23 protein-coding genes are annotated in these 23,913 nt (G+C 67.0%); 12 read left to right on the top strand and 11 right to left on the bottom strand.

What is annotated here, in order from left to right; translation table 11 throughout:
- The first annotated feature begins 142 nt into the window (after window positions 1-142).
- The gene (locus IV501_RS06770) at window positions 143-466 is read left to right on the top strand and encodes a hypothetical protein (RefSeq protein WP_200555690.1); all 324 of its coding nucleotides are present in this window, start codon (window positions 143-145) and stop codon (window positions 464-466) included.
- Between the two features lie 182 nt (window positions 467-648).
- Here the strand turns inward: IV501_RS06770 and IV501_RS06775 are convergent, their stop codons facing one another.
- Both IV501_RS06775 and dapD read right to left on the bottom strand, forming a co-directional pair.
- Entirely contained in the window at window positions 649-1,515 is an 867-nt protein-coding gene (locus IV501_RS06775) for an endonuclease domain-containing protein (RefSeq protein WP_200555691.1), read from the bottom strand.
- Between the two features lie 209 nt (window positions 1,516-1,724).
- Window positions 1,725-2,660: a 2,3,4,5-tetrahydropyridine-2,6-dicarboxylate N-succinyltransferase gene (dapD, locus tag IV501_RS06780; protein WP_200555692.1), complete on the bottom strand. Its 936-nt coding sequence runs from the start codon at window positions 2,658-2,660 to the stop codon at window positions 1,725-1,727.
- 42 nt (window positions 2,661-2,702) lie between these two features.
- Here dapD and dapE point away from each other — a divergent pair, with 42 nt between their 5' ends.
- The 3 genes from dapE (at window position 2,703) to IV501_RS06795 (ending at window position 5,329) form a co-directional block, all read left to right on the top strand.
- Window positions 2,703-3,809 carry a succinyl-diaminopimelate desuccinylase gene (dapE, locus tag IV501_RS06785; RefSeq protein ID WP_200555693.1) on the top strand — a complete coding sequence of 369 codons (1,107 nt, stop codon included), beginning with the start codon at window positions 2,703-2,705 and terminating at the stop codon, window positions 3,807-3,809.
- Window positions 3,791-5,044, top strand: coding sequence for a hypothetical protein (locus tag IV501_RS06790; RefSeq protein ID WP_307812216.1), 1,254 nt, complete (start codon window positions 3,791-3,793; stop codon window positions 5,042-5,044). The genes dapE and IV501_RS06790 overlap by 19 nt, the downstream gene beginning before the upstream one ends.
- 108 nt (window positions 5,045-5,152) lie before the next feature.
- Complete coding sequence (locus IV501_RS06795) at window positions 5,153-5,329, top strand: DUF3117 domain-containing protein (RefSeq protein ID WP_200555694.1); 177 nt, start codon at window positions 5,153-5,155, stop codon at window positions 5,327-5,329.
- A 12-nt stretch (window positions 5,330-5,341) separates the two neighbouring features.
- On the opposite strand, the gene IV501_RS06800 is transcribed toward IV501_RS06795, so the two are convergent.
- Window positions 5,342-5,968: an O-methyltransferase gene (locus IV501_RS06800; protein ID WP_200555695.1), complete on the bottom strand. Its 627-nt coding sequence runs from the start codon at window positions 5,966-5,968 to the stop codon at window positions 5,342-5,344.
- 65 nt (window positions 5,969-6,033) lie between these two features.
- Between IV501_RS06800 and IV501_RS06805 the strand changes: the two genes are divergently transcribed.
- Window positions 6,034-6,402: a sec-independent translocase gene (locus tag IV501_RS06805; RefSeq protein WP_200555696.1), complete on the top strand. Its 369-nt coding sequence runs from the start codon at window positions 6,034-6,036 to the stop codon at window positions 6,400-6,402.
- Window positions 6,403-6,418: 16 nt separating this feature from the next.
- Here IV501_RS06805 and IV501_RS06810 read toward each other — a convergent pair whose 3' ends face one another.
- The 5 genes from IV501_RS06810 to IV501_RS06830 form a co-directional block, all read right to left on the bottom strand.
- Complete coding sequence (locus IV501_RS06810) at window positions 6,419-7,969, bottom strand: succinic semialdehyde dehydrogenase (protein WP_200555697.1); 1,551 nt, start codon at window positions 7,967-7,969, stop codon at window positions 6,419-6,421.
- Window positions 7,970-8,049: 80 nt separating this feature from the next.
- Window positions 8,050-8,967: a LysR family transcriptional regulator gene (locus IV501_RS06815; RefSeq protein ID WP_200555698.1), complete on the bottom strand. Its 918-nt coding sequence runs from the start codon at window positions 8,965-8,967 to the stop codon at window positions 8,050-8,052.
- 227 nt (window positions 8,968-9,194) lie between these two features.
- Window positions 9,195-10,346 (bottom strand): Mrp/NBP35 family ATP-binding protein, encoded by a 1,152-nt coding sequence (locus IV501_RS06820; protein ID WP_307812217.1) that lies wholly within the window; start codon window positions 10,344-10,346, stop codon window positions 9,195-9,197.
- Complete coding sequence (locus tag IV501_RS06825; RefSeq protein WP_200555699.1) at window positions 10,339-10,848, bottom strand: DUF1003 domain-containing protein; 510 nt, start codon at window positions 10,846-10,848, stop codon at window positions 10,339-10,341. The genes IV501_RS06820 and IV501_RS06825 overlap by 8 nt, the downstream gene beginning before the upstream one ends.
- Window positions 10,832-12,163: a magnesium transporter MgtE N-terminal domain-containing protein gene (locus IV501_RS06830; RefSeq protein WP_200555700.1), complete on the bottom strand. Its 1,332-nt coding sequence runs from the start codon at window positions 12,161-12,163 to the stop codon at window positions 10,832-10,834. The genes IV501_RS06825 and IV501_RS06830 overlap by 17 nt, the downstream gene beginning before the upstream one ends.
- 69 nt (window positions 12,164-12,232) lie before the next feature.
- Between IV501_RS06830 and IV501_RS06835 the strand changes: the two genes are divergently transcribed.
- The 6 genes from IV501_RS06835 (at window position 12,233) to IV501_RS06860 (ending at window position 18,689) form a co-directional block, all read left to right on the top strand.
- Window positions 12,233-12,724, top strand: a complete 492-nt coding sequence (locus IV501_RS06835; protein WP_200555701.1) for a YflT domain-containing protein — start codon at window positions 12,233-12,235, stop codon at window positions 12,722-12,724.
- Between the two features lie 202 nt (window positions 12,725-12,926).
- Window positions 12,927-14,240, top strand: coding sequence for an ABC transporter substrate-binding protein (locus tag IV501_RS06840; RefSeq protein WP_200555702.1), 1,314 nt, complete (start codon window positions 12,927-12,929; stop codon window positions 14,238-14,240).
- A gap of 81 nt (window positions 14,241-14,321) precedes the next feature.
- Window positions 14,322-15,305 carry a carbohydrate ABC transporter permease gene (locus tag IV501_RS06845; RefSeq protein WP_200555703.1) on the top strand — a complete coding sequence of 328 codons (984 nt, stop codon included), beginning with the start codon at window positions 14,322-14,324 and terminating at the stop codon, window positions 15,303-15,305.
- Complete coding sequence (locus tag IV501_RS06850; protein ID WP_200555704.1) at window positions 15,298-16,137, top strand: carbohydrate ABC transporter permease; 840 nt, start codon at window positions 15,298-15,300, stop codon at window positions 16,135-16,137. The genes IV501_RS06845 and IV501_RS06850 overlap by 8 nt, the downstream gene beginning before the upstream one ends.
- Window positions 16,137-17,576, top strand: coding sequence for a GH1 family beta-glucosidase (locus IV501_RS06855; RefSeq protein WP_200555705.1), 1,440 nt, complete (start codon window positions 16,137-16,139; stop codon window positions 17,574-17,576). Before IV501_RS06850 ends, IV501_RS06855 begins: the two co-directional genes overlap by 1 nt.
- Before the next feature lie 60 nt (window positions 17,577-17,636).
- Entirely contained in the window at window positions 17,637-18,689 is a 1,053-nt protein-coding gene (locus IV501_RS06860) for a LacI family DNA-binding transcriptional regulator (RefSeq protein WP_200555706.1), read from the top strand.
- 61 nt (window positions 18,690-18,750) lie between these two features.
- Here the strand turns inward: IV501_RS06860 and IV501_RS06865 are convergent, their stop codons facing one another.
- On the bottom strand, window positions 18,751-20,223 hold the full coding sequence (locus tag IV501_RS06865; protein ID WP_200555707.1) for an aminopeptidase P family protein: 1,473 nt from the start codon (window positions 20,221-20,223) through the stop codon (window positions 18,751-18,753).
- An 11-nt stretch (window positions 20,224-20,234) separates the two neighbouring features.
- Entirely contained in the window at window positions 20,235-21,248 is a 1,014-nt protein-coding gene (locus tag IV501_RS06870) for an endonuclease/exonuclease/phosphatase family protein (RefSeq protein WP_200555708.1), read from the bottom strand.
- 59 nt (window positions 21,249-21,307) lie between these two features.
- Here IV501_RS06870 and IV501_RS06875 point away from each other — a divergent pair, with 59 nt between their 5' ends.
- A complete protein-coding gene (locus IV501_RS06875; RefSeq protein ID WP_200555709.1) occupies window positions 21,308-22,174 on the top strand; it encodes a PHP domain-containing protein in 867 nt (288 codons plus the stop codon).
- A 198-nt stretch (window positions 22,175-22,372) separates the two neighbouring features.
- Here IV501_RS06875 and IV501_RS06880 read toward each other — a convergent pair whose 3' ends face one another.
- Complete coding sequence (locus IV501_RS06880) at window positions 22,373-23,818, bottom strand: DEAD/DEAH box helicase (protein WP_200555710.1); 1,446 nt, start codon at window positions 23,816-23,818, stop codon at window positions 22,373-22,375.
- Between the last annotated feature and the right edge of the window lie 95 nt (window positions 23,819-23,913).

Here is a 23,913-nt window from a genome sequence, read left to right on the forward strand (position 1 = left end):
CGTTTCTGCTCGAAATGAAGGAAGTCTTCGGGCACGGTCCCGAACGCGTGGTGTGTCGGATTGCGCTGGCATGAAGTTCTCCGTCATTTCGAACAGAAACGGCAGGAGCGGGTGGGATGCTCGCCTCACTACGGTTCTGTTGGTGCTCGCCGGCGTGCTCACGGTGCTGCTCGTGCCCATGTCCATCGTGATGGCGCTGATCGGCGATGCTTGCCAACCGGATACCTGTGATTTCGGCGTGATGGAATTCGCAGGATGGTTCGGGCTGTTCGGTATTCCCGTATTCTTCATGATTTCGCTCACTCTCACGTTCGCGGTTCGGCGCCGTGGCCGCGCAACGTGGTGGACGGGCCTGGTCGCCGTCGCGGCGGTAATCGGGGCGTTCCTTCTCGGGGCGGTAATCGGGGCGTTCCTTCTCGGGGCGGTAATTCTCTACGCGGGTGCTAACCGGCCGCTGTTCGGCTGAACTGAGCCGTATCTTCTGCCCGCGACATCCCGCCTGCATGAAATGAAGGAGTCGTGCGCACGGCGTTCGATGAGCGCGGGGAAGTCTCGTATCGCGAGACTCGGTTCTCCTTCATTTCGTACGCGCTCGCTTAGTACGCAGCGAGGGCAGCGCCGGGGGTCCGGCGGGTGCGCGATAGTCGGTCATGGCAGGTGGTCGCCGCGCGCGACCGCCGCAAGAACGGATGCCTTCACCTCCGCCCAGGACCGCATGATCTGGGCGTAGCTAAACCGCAGCACTCGATAGCCGAGCGCCGAAAGTCGCGCGTCACGCCGCCGATCCGCCTCGAATCGCTCCGGGTCGGAGTGATACGCCCGTCCGTCGATCTCGATGACCAGTCGAGTACCGATAAGCAGATCGACCCTGCCGACCCCGGCGACCGTTATCTGGAGGCGCGGTGCTAGACCGAGCCGTTGAAGGCGGAACCTGGTCAGCGATTCGGTGATCGATTCGGAGAGCGGGTCTACCTGCGCGAGGAGATCGCGCAGCCGCTCCGGCGCCCGGCTGATTTCCCGCGACCACTGTCCGCGGGAGACCAGGCCCATCCGGATCGCAGAGTCCGCTGCGGCGACCACCCGTTCCGGGCTCTGGCAGCGGATCATGTCGCGCAGGCAGCCGAGCGGCGACGCAGAGAAGCGCGAGCAGTGTGCATCCGGCTCGCGCCAGTGCACAACGGTCGCGTCGCCGCTCGAGCGGAGCCGGACATCCTTGTCGTGTCGACTGCGTAGACGCACGCTGTTCTGGGCGACATCGACGTGGAGGTGCCCGCTGTGGAAGACCCACATCCCGTAGTCGGCGGCAGCGGAGACGCACCCGACCCGGCCCCCGACGCGGAACGCTTCGGCCCAGTGTGCGGGAGTGTCGGGCAGGCAGTACCAGCCCTGGCGGACCCGGATGATCTGTTCCGCCGCCACCCCGCGACTGAGTGTCCGCGAACTCCAGCCTCGTCTCAGGAGTTCATGGGTGGCTGCAACCCCGCCCAGTGTTCTGATGTCGTCGGCAATCGTCATGCCGGAATGCTGCACGAGCGCGTCGTGCGCCGCCTCGCCGATCACCCTTCCGGTGGAGAACGTCTCACTCTCACTCGAAATGAAGGAGAAGAGCGGATGTCCGAAGCCCTCGACCCCGAATTCGTCCTGCGCCCGATGAAAAAGCCCTTCATTTCGAGCGGAAGAGCGCGGCCGGCGGCGGTCGGGGCCGGGCCCGGGCGGGCGATGCGCTACGCGTGCAGGGCGGCGTTCAGGGTGATGCCGCGGCCGTCGCGGGCGAGAACCTCGACCGCTCCGGTGACCGAGTTGCGGCGGAACAGCAGGTTCGGCACACCGGAGAGTTCCACGGCCTTCACGCTGCGCGGCTCCGTGCCGAGCACCGTCACCTTGGTGCCCGCCGTCACGTAGAGCCCAGCCTCCACGATCGAATCGTCGCCGATCGAGATGCCGATGCCGGAGTTGGCACCGAGCAAGGCCCTCGCTCCGACGGCGACGCGTTCGGTGCCGCCGCCCGACAGCGTGCCCATGATCGACGCGCCGCCGCCGACATCCGCCCCATCTCCGACGACGACGCCCTGCGAGATGCGCCCCTCGACCATGGAGGTGCCGAGCGTGCCGGCGTTGAAGTTGACGAACCCCTCGTGCATCACCGTGGTGCCGGGGGAGAGATACGCACCCAGACGCACACGGGAGGCGTCGGCGATACGCACCCGGGGAGGCGTCACGTAGTCGAGCAGTCGCGGGAACTTGTCGATGCCGTGGGTGGCGATGCCGGCCCGCTGCAGCAGCGGCCGCAGGCGGTCGAAGTCGGCGGGATGCACGGGGCCCGCGTTCGTCCAGGCGACGATCGGTAGCTGCCCGAAGATGCCGTCGAGGTTGATCGAGTTGGGCTCGACCAGCAGGTGGCTCAGCAGGTGCAGGCGTAGGTAGGCATCCGAGGTCGACGTGGGGGCGGCATCCAGGTCGATCTGCACGGTCACGAAGTCGACGTGCACATTGCGGCGCGGATCGTCGCCGATGAGCGGCTCGAGGCTGGTCGGCGAGATGTACGGATCGCGGCCGGCCGGGATCGGCCCGAGCGCGGGAGCCGGGTACCAGGTGTCGAGCACGGTGCCGTCCCCGGCGATCGTGGCGAGTCCATAACCCCAGGCGCTACGTTCAGTCATGACCCCAGGGTAGCGGCGGCCACGGCTCGGTAAACTCGGCCCGTGACCCCTGATGACGCCACCTCAGCTGACGCCCCCGTGCTCGACCTCGGCGCCAGCTCGCTCGAGATCACCCGTGCGCTGTGCGACATCCCCTCCGTCTCCGACGACGAGGGCACCATCACCGAGGCGATCATCCGCTCGCTCGAGGGTCTCGATCACCTCGAGGTGATGCGGGATGCCGACACCATCGTCGCCCGAACCACCCTCGGTCGCGCCCGCCGGGTGGTCATCGCCGGCCACACCGACACGGTGCCGATCAACCACAACCTGCCGACCCGCGTCGAAACGGATGGCGGGGTCGACTACCTCTGGGGCCGCGGCACCGTCGACATGAAGGCCGGCGTCGCGGTGCAGCTGAAGCTCGCCGCGGAGCTCACCGACCCGCCGGTCGACCTCACCTGGATCTGGTACGACCACGAGGAAGTCGACTCCTCCCTGAACGGCCTCGGCCGGGTCGCCCGCAACCGTCCCGAGCTGCTGGCCGGTGACTTCGCCATCCTGGGCGAGCCGACGAACTCGCAGGTGGAGGGCGGCTGCAACGGCACCATGCGCGCCGAGATCCGTCTCACCGGGCTGCGTGCGCATTCGGCCCGGGCATGGGTGGGCAAGAACGCGATCCACGCTGCTGCCCCGGTGCTCGACATCTTGGCCGTGTACGAACCCGCCCAGGTCGAGGTCGATGGGTTGGTCTATCGCGAGGGACTCAACGCCGTGCTCATCGCCGGCGGTGTGGCCACGAACGTCATCCCCGACGAGTGCATCATCACGGTCAACTACCGCTTCGCCCCGAGCAAGAGTGCAGCAGATGCCGAGGCGCACCTGCGCGAGACCTTTGCCGGTTTCGAGCTGGTCGTCACCGATTCTGCGGAGGGCGCGCGCCCTGGTCTGAACGATCCGCTGGCGCTGGAGTTCGTCGCGGCGGTCGGCGGAGTGGCCAAGCCGAAGTACGGCTGGACGGATGTCGCCCGCTTCTCGGCCCTCGGCATCCCCGCCGTCAACTACGGGCCCGGCGATCCGCTCCTGGCCCATGCCGATGACGAGCGCGTCGCCATCGAGCAGATCGCCGAATGCGAACGCGGGCTGCGGGCGTGGCTGACGGGACCGTGACTGAGCTCGCCACCGCGCACGCACGTCCGGTGGCCGCACGGCGGTACCTCGAGGTGCGCTACCGGCTGACCCCGTGGTGGCTGAAGGTGTTCGTCGTCTGGGCGCTGTCCCGCGTGGTGACGACGAGCCTGCTGGTGCTGTTCGCGTCGTGGCAGCCACGCAACTACTGGACCGGCCCACACCCCGGCTACCTCGGCTTCGCGCAACTCTGGGACAGCACCTGGTACCACTACGTGGCGGTGTCCGGCTATCCGCCGACGCTGCCGGTGGATGCCGCGGGGCACGTGACGCAGAACTCCTGGGCGTTCCTGCCCGCCTACTCGATGCTCGTGCGCTTCCTGATGACGGTGACGGCCCTGCCGTGGGACCTGCTCTCCGTGGTCGTCTCGTTCGCGTTCTCGCTGGCCGCCGCGCTGGTGTTCTTCCGGCTGATGCGACGCGTTCTCCCCGCTGGCACGTCGCTGTTCGCCGTGGTGCTGTTCTGCGCGGCACCGCTCTCGCCGATTCTGCAGGTGTCGTACGCCGAGCCGATGTTCCTGTTCCTGCTGGCGCTCGCGCTCCTGTTGCTCGTCACGCGTCGCTATGCCCTGATGTTCCCGATCGTCGCGCTCGCCGGGCTCACGAGGCCAGGGCTGCTCGCGCTGGCGCTCACGCTCGGGCTGCACGTCATCCTGCGCTGGGTGCGGCGCGACCGCGACCCGTTTCCGCTGCCGGAGCGCGCACTGGCGGTCGCGATCACGATGTTCACCGGGCTGATGGGATTCGCCTGGCCGCTGCTTGCCTGGGCCGTGACGGGGGTGCCGGGGGCCTATACCGAGACCGAGCTGGCCTGGCGGAGCGATTACATCGGGTATCAGAGCCTGCTTCCGCTCACCCCATGGTTTCAAGCTGCGGGCTTCTGGGGTGCCCAGTGGCATCTCGGCTGGGCCGTCTATCCGCTGCTCGGCCTCATCGTCGCCGGCTTCGCCGCGCTGCTGTTCGTTCCGGCCGTGCGGCGGCTCGGACCCGATCTTCGGCTTTGGCTGGCGAGCTATGGGCTCTACCTGTTCGCGGTGTTCTTTCCGCAGTCGAGCACGTTCCGTCTCCTGATTCCGATCTTCCCGATGCTGGGGGCAGCCGCGCAACCCCGGGCGTGGTGGTACCGGATATCGCTGGTCGTGCTCTGCGTGGCGGGCCAGTTCGGTTGGCTCTTCATCTGCTGGTGGTTCGACGGCTACGACTGGACTCCGCCGTGACCCGTGGCCCGATTCGCGCCCCACCGGCGCGTCGCCTGGACGCCCCCGTTTTCGGGTTCGCCGAAAGGTACGGGATAATGGAGGTTATTCCACGAAAGGGGATTCATCATGGCAGCCATGAAGCCGAGGACCGGAGACGGACCGATGGAGGCTGTTAAGGAGGGACGCCTCATCATCGTGCGCGTTCCGCTCGAAGGTGGGGGTCGCCTGGTGGTCTCGGTCAACGATGCCGAGGCCAGAGAACTCCATGACGCACTCGCAGGGGTCGTCGCAGCGTCCGCGTAAGCGGATCACGCATCAGCGTTTCGTCAGCTGCAGCAATCCGTCACCCACGGGTGACAGGGCACTGATGACCGCGTCAGAGGTCGCGATCTCCCTCAGCAGGGAACGGAATCCGGTAACGGTTTCGCCCCGCTGAGCGGGATCCGCGACCCTGTCGTGCCATAGCGCATGCGGAACCAGCACGATCCCGCCCGGGCGGGCCAATCGCAGGGCATGCTCGACGTATTCGATCACCGATTGTGCGTCAGCGTCGACGAGCACGATGTCATACGAGCCCTCGTTCATGCGTGGAAGCACATCGAGAGCGCGACCGGTGATGAGCCGGATGCGGTTGCTCGGGATTCCCGCAGCCAGAAACGCCGTGCGCGCCGAATCCTGGTGGTCGGTCTCATAGTCGATCGAGGTGAGGGTCGCGCCGGGCGCGCCGGTGAGCATCCAGAGCCCGCTCACACCGACGCCGGTGCCGATCTCGATGATGTTCGTCGCCCGCGCGGCGGCCGCGACCAGGGCGAGTTGCGCACCGGTCGCCGGGCTGATTGCATCCACTCCGAGTTCGACGGAGTGCTGCCGGGCTGTGGCGATCTCCGGTCGTTCGACGATGAACTCTTCCGCGAACTTCCAGCTCGAATCTTTGTCTGACACCTGCACTCCTTGCTCGGTCCCTAAGCGTACGGGAGGTCTCCACTCGCAACGGCTAGTCTGATCGGGTGTTGGGATTGACCTTCGACAAGTTGCTCGTGATCGCGGTGATCGCGGTCTTTGTCGTGGGTCCACAGCGCCTCCCTGCCTATGCCGCAAAGCTCGCGCATGTGGTGCGGGCGTTGCGCGACATGGCGAACGGCGCCAAAGACCGCCTGCGCGACGAGATGGGTCCGGAGTTCGACGACGTCGACTGGCAGAAGCTCGATCCGCGTCAGTACGATCCGCGCCGCATCATCCGCGACGCCCTGTTCGACGACGAGTCGGCTCCCTCGGTTGCGGTGGTGCGCCCGCCCAGCACGGAGTCCGCGTCGGTCAAGCGCAGTCGACAGATGGCCGACGGTGCGCCGACGCCGTTCGACAGCGAAGCGACCTGACTTAGCGCCGGTAGTCTCAGCGCCGCCGCAGCGCCTTCAGCGTGCGCAGCAGCGTGATCATCAGCGGGCCCATCTTCGCGAACTCCGCCCCGGTGCGCGGCAGCGTCATGATGCCGGTCACCGCCGAGATGGTGCGCGGCTCGACGAATCGCAGAAGTCCCTCGGGGCCGTTTCGGCGCCCGACGCCGGAGTCTTTCATGCCGCCCATCGGCGCGTCAACTGAGGGGAGGGTGGCGCGGAAGCCCTCGTTGATGTTGACGCTGCCGGAATCCAAGAATTCGGCGACGCGGATGCCGCGCCGCACCGATCCGCTGAAGACCGAGGCGTTGAGGCCGTAGGTGGTGTCGTTGGCCTGGGCGATGGCGTCGTCAACCGTGTCGACGACGGTAATCGCGACGACGGGACCGAAGGTCTCCGCGCGTGAGCATGCCATGGCGTCGGTGACGTCGGTGAGCACGGTGGGTTCGAAGAATAGTGGCCCGAGGTCGGGGCGGGCGCGTCCGCCGGCGAGGAGGGTAGCGCCGTTCGCGAGTGCGTCGGCGACATGGGCCTGCACGCGCTCGAGTTGAAGGGGGAGCGCGAGGGAGCCGACATCCGTCGAATAGTCGTAGGCCGGACCCTGCTTCAGCGCTTTCGTGCGAGCGACGAACTCGGCGGTGAATTCGGTGGCCACCGCGCGGTGCACGTAGATGCGCTCGATCGAGGTGCAGAGCTGTCCCATCGACGAGAAGCAGCCGTACACCGCATTCTCGGCCGCCCTCTTCGGGTCGACGTCGTCGAGGATCAGCATGGGGTTCTTTCCCCCGAGCTCGAGCGAGGCGCCGATCAAGCGTTTGGCCGCCTGCTCGGCGACGGTGCTACCGGTGGCTGTCGACCCGGTGAAGCAGATGTAGTCGCTCGCGTCGATCACCGCCCCGCCGATGCTCGGCCCGTCCCCGGCGACGACGGTCCAGACCGCCTCGGGCACGCCGGCATCGATGAACGCCTTGCGGGAGGAGAGGATGCTCAGCGCACCCTGGTTGTCGGCCTTCTGCAGTACCGCATTGCCGGCGGCCAGCGCGGGGATCACATCGAACAGCGACAGGCTGAGCGGGTAGTTCCAGGGGGTGATGACACCGACCAGGCCCTTCGGCTGGTAGCCGACGCGGGTGCTGACGACGAGCGGGATGGCGGCCCGACGGCGGCGGGTGCGCAACACGCTGCGAGCGCTGACGGCGTAGTAGCGGGTGGTGCTCGCGCCGACGAAGACTTCCTCGAAGGCCTGGCCGCGGGTCTTGCCCGTCTCGGCCTGCACGCAGTCCATGAGTGCCTCGCGGCGCTCCAGCAGCAGGTCGTGCGCGCGCAGCAACACGCGACGGCGGTGATCGAAGCCGGCCGCCTGCCACTCGCGGCGCGCGAGTCGACCGCGGGTTGCGGCATCCATCACGTCCTGAGTGCTGCTCTGGGGCACATCGTGCAGTTTCGCGCCGGTGAAGGGTGCGAAGACGGGCGCGGTGGTGCCGGTCGACGAGAGGATGTCACGGTCGAGTTCATCGATGAACGACCGCTCGGGCTGGGCTCCGGGCATGCCTCATCTTATGGCGAGCGTGACCCCGTTGGTCGAGTGGCGCCCGACGAAGGAGGACGGCTATCGAGACCTGCCACAGGTCAACTGGGGCGATGCTCTTCGACGACCTGCGCGGCGACAGCGCGCAGCGCCTCCACGACCAGGCGAACGGATGGCCGCTCGGCGCGATCCGGACGCATCAGAGCCGAGATCTGCCGCACCGCTCGCACGCCGGAGAGCGGACGCGTGGTGAGGCCGTTCTCGTGGTCCCGCGTGGTGAAGCGCGGCAGGATGGCGAGCCCGTGCCCGCTGCCGACCAGCACCTCGGTGATGCCGTTGTCGACAAAGCGCTGGCCGATCTTGGCCTGTTGCCCAGTGATCGCTTCGAGCTGGCGCAGGATGCGGTCGAACGGGAAGCCCCGCGGCACCCCGATCCAGGTCTCGTCGATCAGGTCCTTGGCCGACAGGCTCGTCTTAGCCGTCAGCGGATGTCCCTCGGGAAGCGCGACGTCGAGAGGCTCCTCCATCAGCTTCACCACGGCGAGTCCGCGCTCGCGCCAGATCGGTTGCATGCCGGGGGAGTCGGCGAGCACGATGTCGAAGTCGGGGGTGAGATCGGCGAAGTCGGGAAGTACCGGATCCTGATCGGAGGCGATGAGGGTGAGGCCGGGGAGGTCGGCGACCGCATCGAGCAGTCCGGGCAGCAGCATCTGCCCTCCCGTCGGGAAGGTGGTGAGGGTGACCTCGCCCCGGGGGGCCTGCTTGAAGTCCTCCCAGAGCGCGTCGGCGCGCTCCAGGGCGATGGCGACATCCGTTGCCGTCTGAGCCAGCATCCGTCCTGCACCGGTGAGCTGGATGCCGCGTCCCGATCGTTCGGTGAGCGGCACACCGGCCTCGCGCTGGAGCACTTTCAGCTGCTGGGACACCGCCGACACGGTGCGGTTCGTCGCCCGCGCGACGGCGGTGATGCTGCCCCGTTCTGCGAGTTCCCGCAGCAGTTCTAATCGACGCACGTCCATGAAGACAGGCTACACATTCGTAGAAGAACTATTTGATTGTGCTAAAGGGTTGGCGGGTGTGGAATTGGGGTATTCACCATCAGTAGACCCGAGGTTTCTCCATGCTCACCATCTCCATCATTCTTGTCGCCGTCTCCGTCTGGGCCATCACCGGATCGATCGTTGCCGCCAGCCGCGACGGCTACCGTCGCCTGCCCTCGCACCGCTGAATCAACCCGCGATAACTTTCAGCGGACGCTGAAGCCGAGTTTGCGGCCGGCAAGCCCGCGACCGAGCGCGACCAGCGATTCTGCGAGTCCCGTGATCGCCGTCGCTGCCGGGTCTTCCGGGTCTGACAGCACCACCGGGGCACCGGCATCCCCGCCGGCGCGCAGCGGAATGCTCAGCGGGATCGACGCAAGCACCGGGACTTCCGCCGTGGCATCGACCGAAAGTCGCCGGGCGACTTCCGTGCCACCGCCCTCCCCGAACAGGTGAAGGATGCTGCCGTCGGGCTGGGCGAGACCCGCCATATTCTCGACGACGCCGATCACCTTCTGACCGGTCTGTCGCGCCACGATCGCGCTGCGCTCGGCGACCTCCGCCGCCGCCGGCTGCGGGGTCGTCACCACTAAGACCTCGGCCTGGGGGAGTAGCTGCCCGATCGAGATCGCGACATCGCCCGTCCCGGGCGGCAGGTCGAGCAGCAGCACGTCGAGATCGCCGAAATACACGTCGGTGAGGAACTGCTGGATAGTGCGGTGCAGCATCGGCCCGCGCCACGACACCGCCGCGCCCGCGGCCGTCGACGTGTCGACGAACATGCCGATGGAGATCACCTTGACCCCGTGGGCGACCGGCGGCAGGATCATCTCGTTCACGCGGGTGGGCTTCGACCCCGTGATGCCGAGGATTCCCGGAATCGAGAAGCCGAAGACGTCCGCGTCCACGAGGCCGACGCGCAACCCGCGCTCGGCCAGCGCCACGGCGAGGTTGGCGGTCAAGGTCGACTTGCCGACCCCGCCCTTGCCGCTCGTGACCGCGATCACGCGGGTGAGCGAATCGGGGCCGAACTGCATGGTGCGGCTGCGTCCCGCCATCAGCTTCTCGGTGAGAGCTCCGCGTTCTTCGCGGGTCATCACCTGCACGTCGACCGCGACCGAGCTCACGCCAGACACTCCGGCGACCGCGGCGGTGACGTCGCGCTCGATGGTGTCGGCGGCCGGGCATCCGACGATCGTCAGCTTGATCTGAACGGATGCCGCGCCATCCGCGTCGACGGACACGGGGCCCACCATGTCGAGTTCGGTGATCGGGCGGCGGATCTCCGGGTCGATGACGCGAGCGAGCGCGGAGAGAACATCGGCTGCTGGCCCCGAGTCCGGCGTGGGCTCAGGCACTCGGCGTGTCGTCCGTGGTCTTGTCCTTCTCCAGCTCCTCGAGCAGCGAGCGCAGCTCGGCGCGGATGAAGTCTTTGCTGGCGAGGTCCCGCACGGCCAGACGCAGCGCGACGACCTCGCGGGCCAGGTACTCCGTGTCGTTGAGGTTGCGCTCGGCACGCTGACGGTCCTGTTCGAACTGCACCCGGTCGCGATCGTCCTGACGGTTCTGCGCGAGCAGGATCAGGGGGGCGGCGTACGAGGCCTGCAGCGAGAGGATCAGGGTGAGAAGGGTGAAGTTGGTTCTGCTCGGATCGAACTGCGCCGCCGGCGGGGCGGAGGAGTTATAGACCAGCCAGACGACCACGATGATGGTCATCCCGACCAGGAAGTACGAGGTACCCATCGCACGGGCGAAGCCCTCGCTGAAGCGACCTACGCGATCTCGGCCGGTGAAGCGGCCGCGGAGGCCGGAGCGCAGCCCCTTGGGTGAGTCGAGACCGGGGTCATCGCGTCTGGCCATTGGGCTGCCTCCTTCCGACAGTAGTTGCTATCGGCCTGGTAAAGGGGCGGGATGTGCTGGTATCGGTCGGTGCGACCGGAGCTTCGTCGTCGTGACTTCGCCAGTCGTCGGGCAGCAGATAGTCGAGGACATCGTCAATGGTCACCACCCCGACCAGTCGATGGTTGTCGTCGACCACGGGCACGGAGACGAGGTTGTAGCTCGCCAGTGTGCGTGCGACCTCCGCGGCCGAGGCGCGGACCTTCACCGGCTCGAGACGCTGGTCGAGCAAGGTGCCCAGTCGTTCGTTCGGTGGGTAGCGCAGCATCCGTTGGAAGTGCACCATGCCGAGGAAGCGTCCGGTCGGCGGCTCGTACGGCGGCAGGGTGACGCAGACGGCGGCACCGAGCGCTGGCGCTAGCTCGTGGCGGCGGATGAGCGCGAGCCCCTCGGCGACCGTCGCGTCGGCGGAGACGATGATCGGCTCGGTGGTCATCAGTCCACCGGCCGTGTCGGGGGCGTAGAGGAGGAGCATGCGCACGTCCTCCGCCTCCTCGGGCTGCATGAGGTCGAGGAGTGCCTCGCCACGCTCGTCGGAGAGCTGGGCGATGAGGTCGGCGGCGTCATCCGGCTGCATCTGGTCGAGCACGTCGGCCGCGCGCTCGTCGTCCAGCTGGTTCAGGATGTCGACCTGCTCGCCCTCTGGCATCTCCTCGAGCACATCGGCGAGACGCTCGTCACTCATCTCTTCCGCCACCTCGAGCATGCGGGCCTCGGGCAGATCGAGCAGGGCATTGGCGAGGTCGGCGGGCAGCAGGTCTTCGTAGGTCGCGAGCAGCTGAGTGGCGGACTGCGCCTCGCCGGTGAATCGTTCGCGAACGTCAGCCCACTTGGCGAACTGGGTCTGGCCCTTGGCGAAGGGGGAGGGGCTGGTCTTGGGGCGACGGATGAACAGGTCGCTGACCGCCCAGTCGCCCTGCGCGTTGTTTTCAATGGCGACGTCTTCGATGACCGCCGTGCCGGAGCCGTCGACCAGCGTGACCCGGCGACCGAGCACCTCGGCGATGACGCGCACCTCGCCGCCGCGCTGTTCGAAACGGCGCAGGTTGATGAGGCCGGTGGTGATGATCTGGCCGGAACCGATGCTGGTGACGCGGCCGATGGAGAGAAAGATGTGGCGGCGGCCGGGCACCTCGACGACGAATCCGATGACCCGGGGAGCCTCTTTCGAGCGGTAGACGACGATGACGTCGCGAACGCGGCCGACCTTGTCGCCGGCGGGGTCGAAAACGGAGCACCCGGCCAGTCGGGCGACGAAGACTCTCGTGGCACTCACGCTTCTAACTTAGACCTTCGACAGGTGGCTCTCGCCCTGTGCTCAGGGGCCAGAGGATAATGGTCGAGCATGAGCAACCAGAGCCTCTTCGGTCCCCGTGCCCGCCTCCAGCCGTCCGTCCCGAAGGGGGATGTGCTCGGCTCCTACGACACCTATCCGGAAGCCCAGCAGATCGTCGACAGGCTAGCGCACGGTGATCTGGATGTGAGCCAGATCTCCATCGTCGGCAGCGATCTGAAGACCGTCGAACGGGTGACGGGGCGACTGAGCTATGGACGCGTCGCGGGTGCCGGGGCGGCGAGCGGTGCCTGGTTCGGTCTCTTCTTCGGTGTGCTGATCACCTTCGTTGTCCCGTCGGCGAACGTGCTGCTCTACGCGCTCGCGGCCGTCGCGATCGGCGCGGGGTTCGGCATCCTGTTCGGCCTGGCGTCGTACGCGATCACCCGCCGCACCCGCGACTTCACCTCGACCCATCAGGTGCTGGCCAGCCGCTACGAAATCATCGTCGCACCCGGCCTCACGCTGCGGGCTCAGGAGATCCTGGCCAAGCCCGAAGCCTGACCTACCTCCCGCGGCATCCGTTCGTCGAGTTCATCGCGCCGTTTGTGAAGACTGCGGAGATTGACCACGGAACAGGGACGCGGGGTCTCTTGACATCGGGCAAGCAATCTCCTTACCCTGGGCATGGCGCGTGAGAGCGCTCTCACAGTGATCGGGAGAGCGCTCTCACCCCAACCAGTCCACGCATACAAAGGAGTTTTCCGTGAACTTTTCGCGACGCACGAAGATCGGGGCCGTCATCGCCGGCGCCGCCGCGATCGCCCTTCTCGCCACCGGCTGCAGCAGCAGTGGTGGGTCAGGCTCGTCGGACGCATCCGGCACCACCATCAAGTACTGGGCGAGTAACCAGGGCACGAGCCTCGCGAACGACAAAGCGGTGCTGACCCCCCTGCTGAAGAAGTTCGAGAAGCAGACCGGCATCAAGGTGGACCTCGAGGTCGTCGGCTGGAACAACCTGCAGAACCGCATCAACACCGCCGTCACGTCTGGCGCTGGCCCGGATGTCACCAACATCGGTAACACCTGGGCGCCATACCTGCAGGCGACCGGTGCTTTCCTGCCGTACGACTCGTCCAATATGACGGCGATCGGTGGCAAGGACAAGTTCGTCGAGACCGCACTCGCCACGGGCGGCCAGGAGGGCAAGGACCTCACGTCTGTTCCGCTCTACGGCCTCGCCTACGGTCTGTACTACAACAAGAAGATGTTCGCCGACGCCGGCCTCACCCCGCCCACCACCTGGGAGGAGATGGTCGCCGACGCCAAGAAGCTCACCACTCCGACCGTCTGGGGAATGGGCCTCGAAGCGGGCAGCTACACCGAGAACGTGCACTTCGCGTTCATCACCGCCTCGCAGAACAAGGCGAGTTTCTTCAAGGGTCAGAAGGCCGACTTCACCCAGCCCGGCGCGGTCGACGGCGTGAAGCGCTACCTCGACCTGATGCAGACCGACAAGGTCGTCGACCCCTCCAACGCTCAGTACACGACCGGCACCGAGGCGAGCGCCGACTTCGCCAAGGGCAAGGTGGCGATGATCGTCAACCAGGACAACGCCAACGCGCTGCTCGAGTCGAACGGCATGAGCGCGAGTGACTACGGTGTGGTCGCCATCCCGGCGCCTCAGGGTGGCAAGAAGATCTCCAGCGGCATCCAGGGCATCAACATCTCGATCTACAAGAACACCAAGCACAAGGATGCCGCTCTCAAGTTCGTCAAGTTCATGACGAGCGCCGCGACCCAAGATGTTCTCGGCAAGCCGTACGTGTCGATCCCGGTGCTGAAGGACGTCAAGCCGACGTTCACGGACGACGCGGCTCTCGCTAAGACCTTCCAGGACATCTACAACGATGCCTCGGCGCCGTACCCGCTGGTGCCGCTCGAGGGTGCCTTCGAGACCAACGTCGGTAACGCGGTGAACAACCTGTTCGCCACCATCGCCACCGGAGGCAAGGTGTCGGACGCCGACGTGAAGGCGGCCCTGCAGACGGCAGAAGACAAGACGAACGCCGCGGGCTAGTCACGTCAGCGTCGGGGGCGCCGCGAACCGTGGCGCCCCCGATTCCTCTTTTAGGTGCAGCGCAATGAAAGGAGTCGTGACATGGCCGTCATGACAGATCCGCCGAGGGTGGCAACGCCTCCGCCCCTCGGAGTGAAGAGTCCCCGACCGAAGAAACGACGAGTCGCGGGATGGTGGCTGCCGTTGGTCTTGATCGCGCCGGCGGTCGTACTGGAACTCGTCATCCATGTCGCCCCGATGGTGGTCGGCGTCTGGATGAGTTTCATCAAACTCACCCAGCTGTACATTGCCAACTGGTCGGCCGCGCCCTTCCTGGGATTCGGCAACTATCAGGTGGCCCTCGACTTCAGTGGCGCACAGGGTAAATCCCTGGTGCAGTCCTTCCTCACCACGGTGCTCTTCACCGTTCTGGTGGTCGGCATCTCCTGGGTGTTCGGGATGGCCGCGGCCGTCGCCCTGCAGAAGTCGTTCCGAGGGCGAGCCCTGCTTCGCACACTGTTTCTGATCCCATACGCGGTGCCGATGTACGCCGGCATCATCGCGTGGAAGTTCATGTTCCAGCAGCAGACGGGTGCGATCAACACCATCCTCACCTCGCTGCACCTGGTCGATCCGGGCCAGAAGCCGTTCTGGCTGATCGGCTCCAACGCGATCGTCTCGGTCGTCGTCGTGGCGATCTGGCGGATGTGGCCCTTTGCTTTCCTCATGCTGATGGCGGGACTCCAGAGCGTCTCCGAAGACCTCTACGAGGCCTCGGCGCTGGACGGCGCAAAGCCGTTTCGGCAGTGGCGCAGCATCACCCTGCCGGGTCTCGGTGGCGTCAACCGGGTGCTTCTGCTGGTGATGTTCCTGTGGACCTTCAACGACTTCAACACCCCCTTCATCCTGTTCGGGGGCAATCAGCCTCCGGCCGGCGACCTCATCTCGATCCATATCTACAACACCTCCTTCGTCAATCTGAACTTCGGGTTCGGCTCGGCGATGTCGGTGCTGCTGCTGTTGTTCCTGCTGATCGTCACCGGCATCTATCTCTTCATCGGCAACCGGAGGAACAAAGATGCGTGATTCCGTTGGAATGAAGACGTTCCGTACCGTGACCGTCGTCGTACTCGGCCTGTTCGTGATCGTTCCCCTGTATGTGATGGTCACCTCGGCGCTCAAACCGTTGCAGGACGTCACCGGCCAGTTCACCTGGTGGCCCACCCACCTGACCATCCAGCCCTTCATCGACATCTGGAAGACGGTGCCGCTCGGCACCTACTTTCTGAACAGTCTCATCGTGTCGCTGTCGGCGAGCGTGCTCAGCGTGATCGTGGCGATCTTCGCCTCCTACGCGGTCTCTCGCTGGAAGTTCCGCGGCCGCACCGTATTCACGACGACCATCCTGTCGACGCAGATGTTCCCGGGCGTGCTGTTTCTGCTACCGCTGTACCTGATCTTCATCAACATCAACCAGAACTTCGGCATCCAGCTGGTCGGCACGCGGCCGGGCCTCATCATCACCTACCTGACCTTCACCCTGCCGTTCTCGATCTGGATGCTGTCGGGTTACTTCGACAACATTCCGCGCGAGCTCGACGAGGCGGCGAAGGTGGACGGAGCATCCGCCCTCACCACGCTGTTCCGGGTCGTGCTCCCGGTCGCCCGCCCTGGTGTCGTGGCGGTGCTGGTGTACAGCTTCATGACCGCATGGGGTGAGGTGTTGTTCGCCTCAGTGCTGACCACCCAAGACAGCCGAACGCTGGCGGTGGGGCTCGGGGAGTACTCCACCGAGGTCAACGTCTACTGGAACCAGATCATGGCCGCGTCCCTCGTGGTCAGCATCCCGGTCGTTGTGGGCTTCCTGCTCCTGCAGCGCAGTTTCGTCGCAGGACTCAGCGCAGGAGCGGTCAAGTAATGAGCACATCCCCGATCGAACGCAGTTGGCCGAACGGATTCCTCTGGGGCGCCGCGACCGCCGCCGCCCAGGTGGAGGGCGCAGCGCACGAGGACGGCAAGGAGGATTCCATCTGGGATCACTTCGCTCGCGTTCCGAACGCCGTGCAGAACGGCGATACTCCCGAAGTCGCGGTGGACCAGTACCACCGGGTACCCCAGGACATCGCGCTCATGAAGGAGCTCGGGCTCGACGCGTACCGGTTCTCCACCAGCTGGGCGCGCATCAAACCCGGTGACCGCGGCGTGAACCAGGCGGGGCTGGACTTCTACAGTCGGCTGGTCGACGGACTGCTGGAGGCGGACATCCTTCCCTGGCTCACGCTCTACCACTGGGATCTGCCGCAGGCGGTGGAGGAGGCCGGCGGCTGGCCGAACCGCGACACCGCCTACCGCTACCTCGACTACGCCGAGGTCGTCTACGACGCACTGGGCGATCGGGTGAGTCACTGGACGACGTTCAACGAACCGCTCTGCTCCTCGCTGATCGGCTACGCGGCCGGCGACCACGCGCCCGGGCGTCAGGAGCCCGCCGCGGCGCTCGCCGCGCTGCACCATCAACACCTCGGGCACGGCCTGGTCGTGCAGCGGCTGCGGGAGCGGTCTGTCTCCGACGAACGAGAGCTGCAGCTCGGTATCACCCTGAACCTCACCAACGCGATTCCGGCCGACGCCTCCGACCCGATCGACATCGATGCGGCCCGCCGTGTCGACGCGCTCTGGAACCGTGCCTTCCTCGACCCGATCCTCGAGGGCAGTTACCCCGACGACCTGATCCGGGATGTCGGCGAGCTCGGGTTGAGCGCGGTGATCCAGGCCGGCGACCTCGAGATCATTCACCAGCCGATCGACTTCCTCGGCGTCAACCACTACCACGACGACGCGGTGAGCGGTCATCCGTCGACGGTCGAAGGGGAGCGGGAGTTCAAGCCCACCGACCGCCCGACCCGTTCCGCCGTGGTCGGCAGTGACTGGGTGACCTTCCCGCTGCGCGGCTTTCCGCGCACCGCGATGGGCTGGGAGGTGAATCCGGATGGCCTGCGAAAGCTCCTAGTTCGTCTCGGCGACGCGTACCCGTCGAGCCTGCCGCCGCTGTTCGTCACCGAGAACGGTGCAGCGTACGAGGATGTCGTGGCCGACGACGGCGCGATCCACGACACCGAGCGCGCGGCCTACATCACCGACCACATCGCGGCGGTCGGTGCGGCCATCGACGAGGGAGCCGACGTGCGCGGCTACTTCGTCTGGTCGCTGCTCGACAACTTCGAGTGGGCGTGGGGCTACGGCAAGCGGTTCGGGGTCATCCGCGTCGACTATGACACCTTGGAGCGCACGATCAAGGACAGCGGTCTGCAGTACTCCCGCATCCTGGAGGCGTCGCGCGCGTCCGCCGGTGTTTGACGGCGCTCCTCTACCATGGAGGCTCGCTCCAGGAACCACCCGACTTGATTTCAGGATCCGATGACCGAACCCGTCGACAGCGCGCCCCCGGCAACAGGGGGGCACCCGGTGATCGCCATGCCCACGCTCGAAATGGTGGCGGCGCGCGCCGGAGTCTCCCGTGCCACCGTCTCGCGGGTGGTCAACGGCTCGACCAAGGTGGCCGATGACATCACGGAGGCCGTGCGGAGCGCGATCGATGAGTTGAACTACGTTCCGAACCGGGCGGCTCGGTCGCTCGCGAGCAGGCACACCCAGGTGATCGCGCTGGTCATCCCCGAGTCGACCGCCATGGTCTTCGCGGACCCGTTCTTCGCCTCGATCGTGCAGGGGGTGGCGATGTACCTGGCCAACACCGAGTACACCCTCAACATGCTGATCGCGGTGGAGTCGAAGCCGGAGAAGACCCGGCGCTACCTGATGGGCGGCAACGTGGACGGCGCGCTCATCGTGTCGCACCACAGCGGCGACCACTCCTGGGCGCACCTCGAGAGGTCTCTTCCGGTGGTCTTCGCGGGGCGGCCCCTGCGCCCGGACGAGGACGGCGGCAGCTATTACGTGGGGGTCGACGACGTCGCGGCCGAGCGCGAAGCCGTCGAACAGCTGTTCCGGCGAGGGCGGCGGGCCATCGCCGCCATCGCCGGTCCTCAGGACATGCCGCCGGGACTCGACCGCCTGCGAGGCTGGCGCGAGGCTGTGGTCGAGGCCGGCGGCGATGGCGACCTGTTCGAGATCGGCGATTTCACCCCGGAGTCCGGCGCCGACGCCATGCGTCGACTGCTCGACCGTGGCGTGGCGATTGACGCGGTGGTCGCCGCGAACGACCAGATGGCGGTGGGAGCGTATGTCGCCATCCGTGAGCGGGGCTTACGCATCCCCGACGACATAGCGGTGGTCGGCTTCGACGACAACGTGGTCGGCAAGACCGCGCATCCGCCGCTGACCACCGTGCACCAGCCCTCGGTCGAACTCGGCGCCGTGATGACCGAGGTTCTGGTGAAGCTGATCGCGGGGGAGCCGGTGGAGAAGGTGACGATCCTGCCGACGCGGTTCGTCGAGCGGAACTCCAGCTAGCGGAACTACAGCTAGCGGAACTACAGCTAGCGGGTCTCTAGCTAGCAGGAGCGGCGAACTCTCAGCCGCGCAGCCACGCCTCCACGTCATCCGCTGTCCGGGGGATGTCGATCGACAGGTTCTCGGCGCCGGACTCGGTCACCAGGATGTCGTCTTCGATACGCACCCCGATGCCCCGGAACTGCTCCGGAACGGTGAGGTCGTCGGGCTGGAAGTAGAGCCCCGGCTCGATGGTGAACACCATGCCGGGCTCGAGGAAGCCGTCGAGATACATGTCCCGGCGGGCCTGGGCGCAGTCGTGAACGTCGAGACCCAGGTGGTGGGATGTCCCGTGCACCATGTAGCGGCGGTGGAACTGGTTCTGCGGCTCGAGCGACTCCTCGGCGCTGACCGGAAGCATGCCCCAGCCCGCGGTCTTCTCGGCGATGACCGCCATCGCCGCCGCGTGGATCTCACGAAAACGGATGCCGGGCTTAACGATCGCGAACGCCGCTTCTGCTGCCTCCCGCACCGCCTCGTACACCTCGCGCTGCACGGCGCTGAACGTTCCGTCCACGGGCAGCGTGCGGGTGATGTCGGCGGTGTAGTAGCTCTCCAGCTCCACCCCCGCGTCGATCAGGATCAGGTCGCCGGGGGTGACGGCGCCGTCGTTGCGGGTCCAGTGCAGGATGCAGGCGTGGTCGCCGCTGGCGGCGATGGTGTCGTAGCCGACGGTGTTTCCCTCGATACGGGCGCGGCGGTCGAAGGTCCCCTCCACCACGCGCTCGCCGCGGGGTGCGGCGATGATCGCCGGGCGATCGGCGATCACGTCGTCGAAGCCCTGCTTGGTGGCGGCGACGGCGAGGCGCAGCTGGGCGATCTCGTAGTCATCCTTCACCAGGCGCAGTTCGGAGAGGTCGCGGGCGAGCTCGGCGTCGCGGTCGGTCTCGAGGGCTTCCGAGTCCGCCGCGAGCAGGCGGCGACCGTCGATGGTGTCGGTCAGTTCGGGGTCGGCGTCGCGCAGAACGATGGTGTCGGCATCCGTCGAATCGATCACCGCGGCGAGGTCGGCGAGGTCTGCGGTGTTCAGTCCCAGGTCGTAGGCGACGTGGGCGAGCGATGGACGTGCGCCGATCCAGAACTCGCCGATCTCGGGGTTCGCGTAGAACTCCGTGGTCTCGCGCCCGGCCGGGCCCCGGAAGTAGACGGTCGCGTCGTGGCCGTCCGAGGTCGGCTCGAGCACCAGCACGCTGCCGGGCACGGTGTCCGTTCCCCAGCCGGTGAGGTGGGCGAAGGCGGAGTGGGCGCGGAACGGGTAGTCGGTGTCGTTCGACCGAACCTTGGTCTGCCCGGCGGGGATGATCAGGCGCTTGCCCCTATACAGCTCGGAGATGCGCTCACGGCGACGTGCCGCGAATGGCGACTGCTCGCGCGGGCGGGGTTTCGCCTCGGTGCGCTCGGCCCAGTCGCTGGAGATGTACTCCGCGAACGTCTCGGAGACGGGAGTCGTCGAACGGTTGGTGGTCGCGCGGGGAGCCTTGGTGTCGTCAGCCATGGCTCCATTGTCTAACCCTTCGGTGTGAGTTGCACGACCAGAGGGCGGTGGTCGCTGCCGGTGCCGTCCAGATCGGTGACCACGCGCATCCCGGTCACGGTCCAATTGTCGGTCGCCATGACGTGGTCGATCGGCGCTCCGAGCAGCGCGGGGAGGCGAGAGGGCCAGGTGCCGACGGCTCCGTTGTGACTCTGGATGGCGGCATCCGTGCACTCGCCGACCGTAGTTCGCGCGCCGCTGCCCAGCCCCGCGAGATGATCGAGAGTGGCGTTGAAGTCGCCCACCAGGATGGTGTTCGGGCGGGAACAGGTCGATTTCACGAACCGGAGGTCGGAGCGCCAGTTGTCCATCTCGGCCGGTTGTGGCGCCACCGCGTGCACACCGACGATGGTCGGGCCGGAACCATCGTCTGGCCGCAGGATCACCGTGGGCACGGTCGACGTATTGCCGACGGTCTCGTCGATGCTGTAGCCGCCGAGCGCCGTGCTGGTGAGAATGGATGTCGACTTCGCCTTGGCGATCTCATTGAACGCGGTGGTGTGCACGGTCATCGGATGCCCCGCCTGCTCCATGAGCGCGGCGACCTGGTTCGCCGACTGGCGATCCGTCTCCGGCAGCACCACGACATCCGCCGCGTTGTTTTCGGCGAGCGTTGCGATGGTGCCGACTCCGGGAGCCGCGCCGAGGGTGTTCCACTCCACGATGGTCAGCGCTGTCGGGCTCTTCTGCTGAAATTCGGTGTCGCCGAAGCCGCGACTGCCCACAATCACCGCGCCGGCCAGGGCGAAGACGAGGAGCAGTACCCCGAGGGCGCCGCCGAGACGCCGGAATCCGCGGCTGAGCCCGGCGAGGATCAGCACGATCACGAGGCCGGCCAGGGCGATCAGAGCGGTGAGACCGCGAAAGGAGACGAACTGCACGACGACGAGGCTGCGCTCGAGCGCGAAAAGCTGCGGCCAGGTGCCAACCAGGAGCGCCGCGGCCACCGCGACGACGAGCAGCGCGGCGAACAATCGGCGGAACATCGTCGACCACCCTATCTTGGCGGGCGTGGACGGTGGTGGAGCCGCAATAGAGTGGGAGGATGCCCCCAGCCGTCCAGCACCGTGCGATCGATCTGCACACGCACAGCTCGGTGTCCGATGGAACCGAGACGCCGGCCGAGCTGATCGCCGCGGCGGTCGAGGCCGGGCTCGACACGGTGGCCATCACCGACCACGACTCGACAACCGGCTGGGCCGAGGCCTTCGCCGCCGCGTCCGGCACCGGTCTCACGGTCATCCCGGGCATGGAGCTGAGCACCAACTACGGGCCGGCCAGCGTGCACATGCTCGCCTACCTCTTCAACCCGCTCGACGGCGGGATAATCGCGGAGACCGCGCGCATCCGCGACGGTAGGCTGCACCGCGCCGAGCGGATCGTGGAGAAGATCGGCGAGGACTACGACCTCAGCTGGGCCGACGTTCTCGAGCAGTCGAGTGACGGCGGCACTCTCGGTCGACCCCATATCGCGGATGCCCTGGTCGCCCGCGGATTCGTCTCCAGTCGCGAAGAAGCCTTCGAGAGCATCCTCAACTGGCGTGGACCGTATTACGAGAAGTACTACGCGCCGTCCCCGCTCGAGGGTGTGGCGATGATCGTCGGTGCCGGGGGAGTTCCGGTGCTCGCGCATCCCGCCACCCACGGACGGTATCGCGTCATCGAGGAGAGCGCCATTGCCGAACTGGTGGAGGCGGGCCTCGCCGGTCTCGAGATCCATCACCGTGACAACACCGCCGAAGGCAAGCGCTGGCTGTTCGAGCTCGCGGACACCTTCGACCTGATCGTGACCGGGTCGAGCGACTACCACGGCGAGGGCAAGCCGAATCGGCTCGGGGAGCACCGCACCTCGCCAGAGTCCCTCGAGCGCATCATCGCGCTCGGCACCGGCACCACGCCGTTCTCCGGCTGAGCGCGCCGCGCCCGCTCCGCGTGGGCGATTGTGCCCGTTCGCGGCGAGTGTTGCTGCTCGAGCAGGAACAAACGCCACGAACGGGCACAATCGCCGGATGTTGCGGAGCGCGCGCTCCCGCACGCAGGAGCGCCCGCGCGACCGGAGTCGGCGGGGCGTTCGGGCGTTCGTGGCTCGCGGGAGCTGACGGGCTGCTGACTACGCGGCGGGCGGCGGCGTGGGGTTGCCGGCGCCACCACGGCGCGAACGGGTGCGACGGCGACGCGTGGGCGAGGTGCCGTCGTGCGTTCCGCCACCCTCGGCGCTCTCGCGCACGACATCCGTGGTGCCGTGATTGCGCTCGCGCGGCGGGCGCGAGCCGGAGGTGCTGGCGCGGTCGCCGCCGGAGCGGTTGGCGTCGCGGCCCCCACCCGAGCGGTTGCCATCGCGGCCGCCGGAACGACCACCGCGGTCGCCCTCGGTCACGCGGGGCTCGCGCGGACGCACGGGACCCGCGCCGGGCAGGCGACCCTTGGTGCCCTCCGGGATGTCGAGGTCGCTGTAGAGGTGCGGCGAGGAAGAGTAGGTCTCGACCGGCTCCGGCTGCTTCATCTCGAGGGCCCGGTCGATGAGAGCCCACTTGTGCAGGTCATCCCAGTCCACGAAGGTGACCGCGATGCCGGTCTTGCCGGCGCGTCCGGTGCGGCCGGCGCGGTGCAGGTACGTGTCGTGGTCGTCGGGCACGGTGTGGTTGATGACGTGGGTGACGTCATTGACGTCGATGCCGCGAGCCGCGACATCCGTGGCAATGAGGATGTCTTTCTTGCCGGCCTTGAACGCGGCCATGGCCCGCTCGCGCTGGTCCTGGTTGAGATCGCCGTGCACGGCGGCGGCGTTGAAGCCGCGGTCATTGAGCTCTTCGACGAGCTTCGCCGCAGCGCGCTTGGTGCGGGTGAAGATCACGGTCTTGCCGCGACCCTCGGCCTGCAGGATGCGCGAGATGACCTCGTCCTTGTCGAGCGAGTGTGCCCGGTAGACGACGTGCTTGATGTTCGCCTGGGTGAGTCCCTCATTCGGGTCCGTCGCGCGGATGTGAATCGGACGGTTCATGAAGCGACGCGCCAGGGCAACGATCGGGCCCGGCATAGTGGCCGAGAACAGCATGGTGTGGCGGGTCGGGCTGGTCTGCGCGAACAGCTTCTCGATGTCGGCGAGGAAGCCGAGGTCGAGCATCTTGTCGGCCTCGTCGAGCACCATGACCTTGACGTCTTTCAGCGACAGCATGCGCTGGTTGGCGAGGTCGAGGAGGCGACCGGGAGTGCCGACGACGACCTGCGCGCCGGCCTTCAGCTGCTCGACCTGGCCCTCGTAGGCCTTGCCGCCGTAGATCGCGGCGACCTGGGTACCGCGGTTGGATGCAGCAAGGGTGAGGTCTTCGGCGACCTGCACGCACAGCTCGCGGGTCGGAACGACGACGAGGGCTTTCACGCCGGGCTCGGGGTTCAGCCCGAGCTCCTGCAGCAGCGGCAGACCGAAACCGAGCGTCTTACCCGTGCCGGTCTTGGCCTGGCCGATGATGTCCTGGCCTTCGAGGCCGAGCGGGATGGTCTGTTCTTGGATCGGGAAGGGGGAGAGGATCCCCTTGGTGGCGAGTGCGTCCACCATGTCCTGATCGATATTCAGATCGGAAAAAGTAGTGATGATGATGCCCTGTTCTCAAGCGGCGACGCCCGCTTTGACCTGGGGCGTGCTGAACCTCC

Origin of the sequence: Lacisediminihabitans changchengi (genome assembly GCF_016634425.1) — a bacterium.
Taxonomy (GTDB): Bacteria; Actinomycetota; Actinomycetes; order Actinomycetales; family Microbacteriaceae; genus Lacisediminihabitans; species Lacisediminihabitans changchengi.

What these genes read in the sequence shown, in the direction of transcription:
- IV501_RS06775 (WP_200555691.1), bottom strand. Translation starts at nt 1,515, where the DNA reads ATGACGATTGCCGACGACATCAGAACACTGGGCGGGGTTGCAGCCACC.
- dapD (WP_200555692.1), bottom strand. Translation starts at nt 2,660, where the DNA reads ATGACTGAACGTAGCGCCTGGGGTTATGGACTCGCCACGATCGCCGGG.
- IV501_RS06795 (WP_200555694.1), top strand. Translation starts at nt 5,153, where the DNA reads ATGGCAGCCATGAAGCCGAGGACCGGAGACGGACCGATGGAGGCTGTT.
- IV501_RS06810 (WP_200555697.1), bottom strand. Translation starts at nt 7,969, where the DNA reads ATGCCCGGAGCCCAGCCCGAGCGGTCGTTCATCGATGAACTCGACCGT.
- IV501_RS06815 (WP_200555698.1), bottom strand. Translation starts at nt 8,967, where the DNA reads ATGGACGTGCGTCGATTAGAACTGCTGCGGGAACTCGCAGAACGGGGC.
- IV501_RS06825 (WP_200555699.1), bottom strand. Translation starts at nt 10,848, where the DNA reads ATGGCCAGACGCGATGACCCCGGTCTCGACTCACCCAAGGGGCTGCGC.
- IV501_RS06835 (WP_200555701.1), top strand. Translation starts at nt 12,233, where the DNA reads ATGAGCAACCAGAGCCTCTTCGGTCCCCGTGCCCGCCTCCAGCCGTCC.
- IV501_RS06845 (WP_200555703.1), top strand. Translation starts at nt 14,322, where the DNA reads ATGGCCGTCATGACAGATCCGCCGAGGGTGGCAACGCCTCCGCCCCTC.
- IV501_RS06850 (WP_200555704.1), top strand. Translation starts at nt 15,298, where the DNA reads ATGCGTGATTCCGTTGGAATGAAGACGTTCCGTACCGTGACCGTCGTC.
- IV501_RS06855 (WP_200555705.1), top strand. Translation starts at nt 16,137, where the DNA reads ATGAGCACATCCCCGATCGAACGCAGTTGGCCGAACGGATTCCTCTGG.
- IV501_RS06860 (WP_200555706.1), top strand. Translation starts at nt 17,637, where the DNA reads ATGACCGAACCCGTCGACAGCGCGCCCCCGGCAACAGGGGGGCACCCG.
- IV501_RS06865 (WP_200555707.1), bottom strand. Translation starts at nt 20,223, where the DNA reads ATGGCTGACGACACCAAGGCTCCCCGCGCGACCACCAACCGTTCGACG.
- IV501_RS06870 (WP_200555708.1), bottom strand. Translation starts at nt 21,248, where the DNA reads ATGTTCCGCCGATTGTTCGCCGCGCTGCTCGTCGTCGCGGTGGCCGCG.
- IV501_RS06875 (WP_200555709.1), top strand. Translation starts at nt 21,308, where the DNA reads ATGCCCCCAGCCGTCCAGCACCGTGCGATCGATCTGCACACGCACAGC.
- IV501_RS06880 (WP_200555710.1), bottom strand. Translation starts at nt 23,818, where the DNA reads ATGGTGGACGCACTCGCCACCAAGGGGATCCTCTCCCCCTTCCCGATC.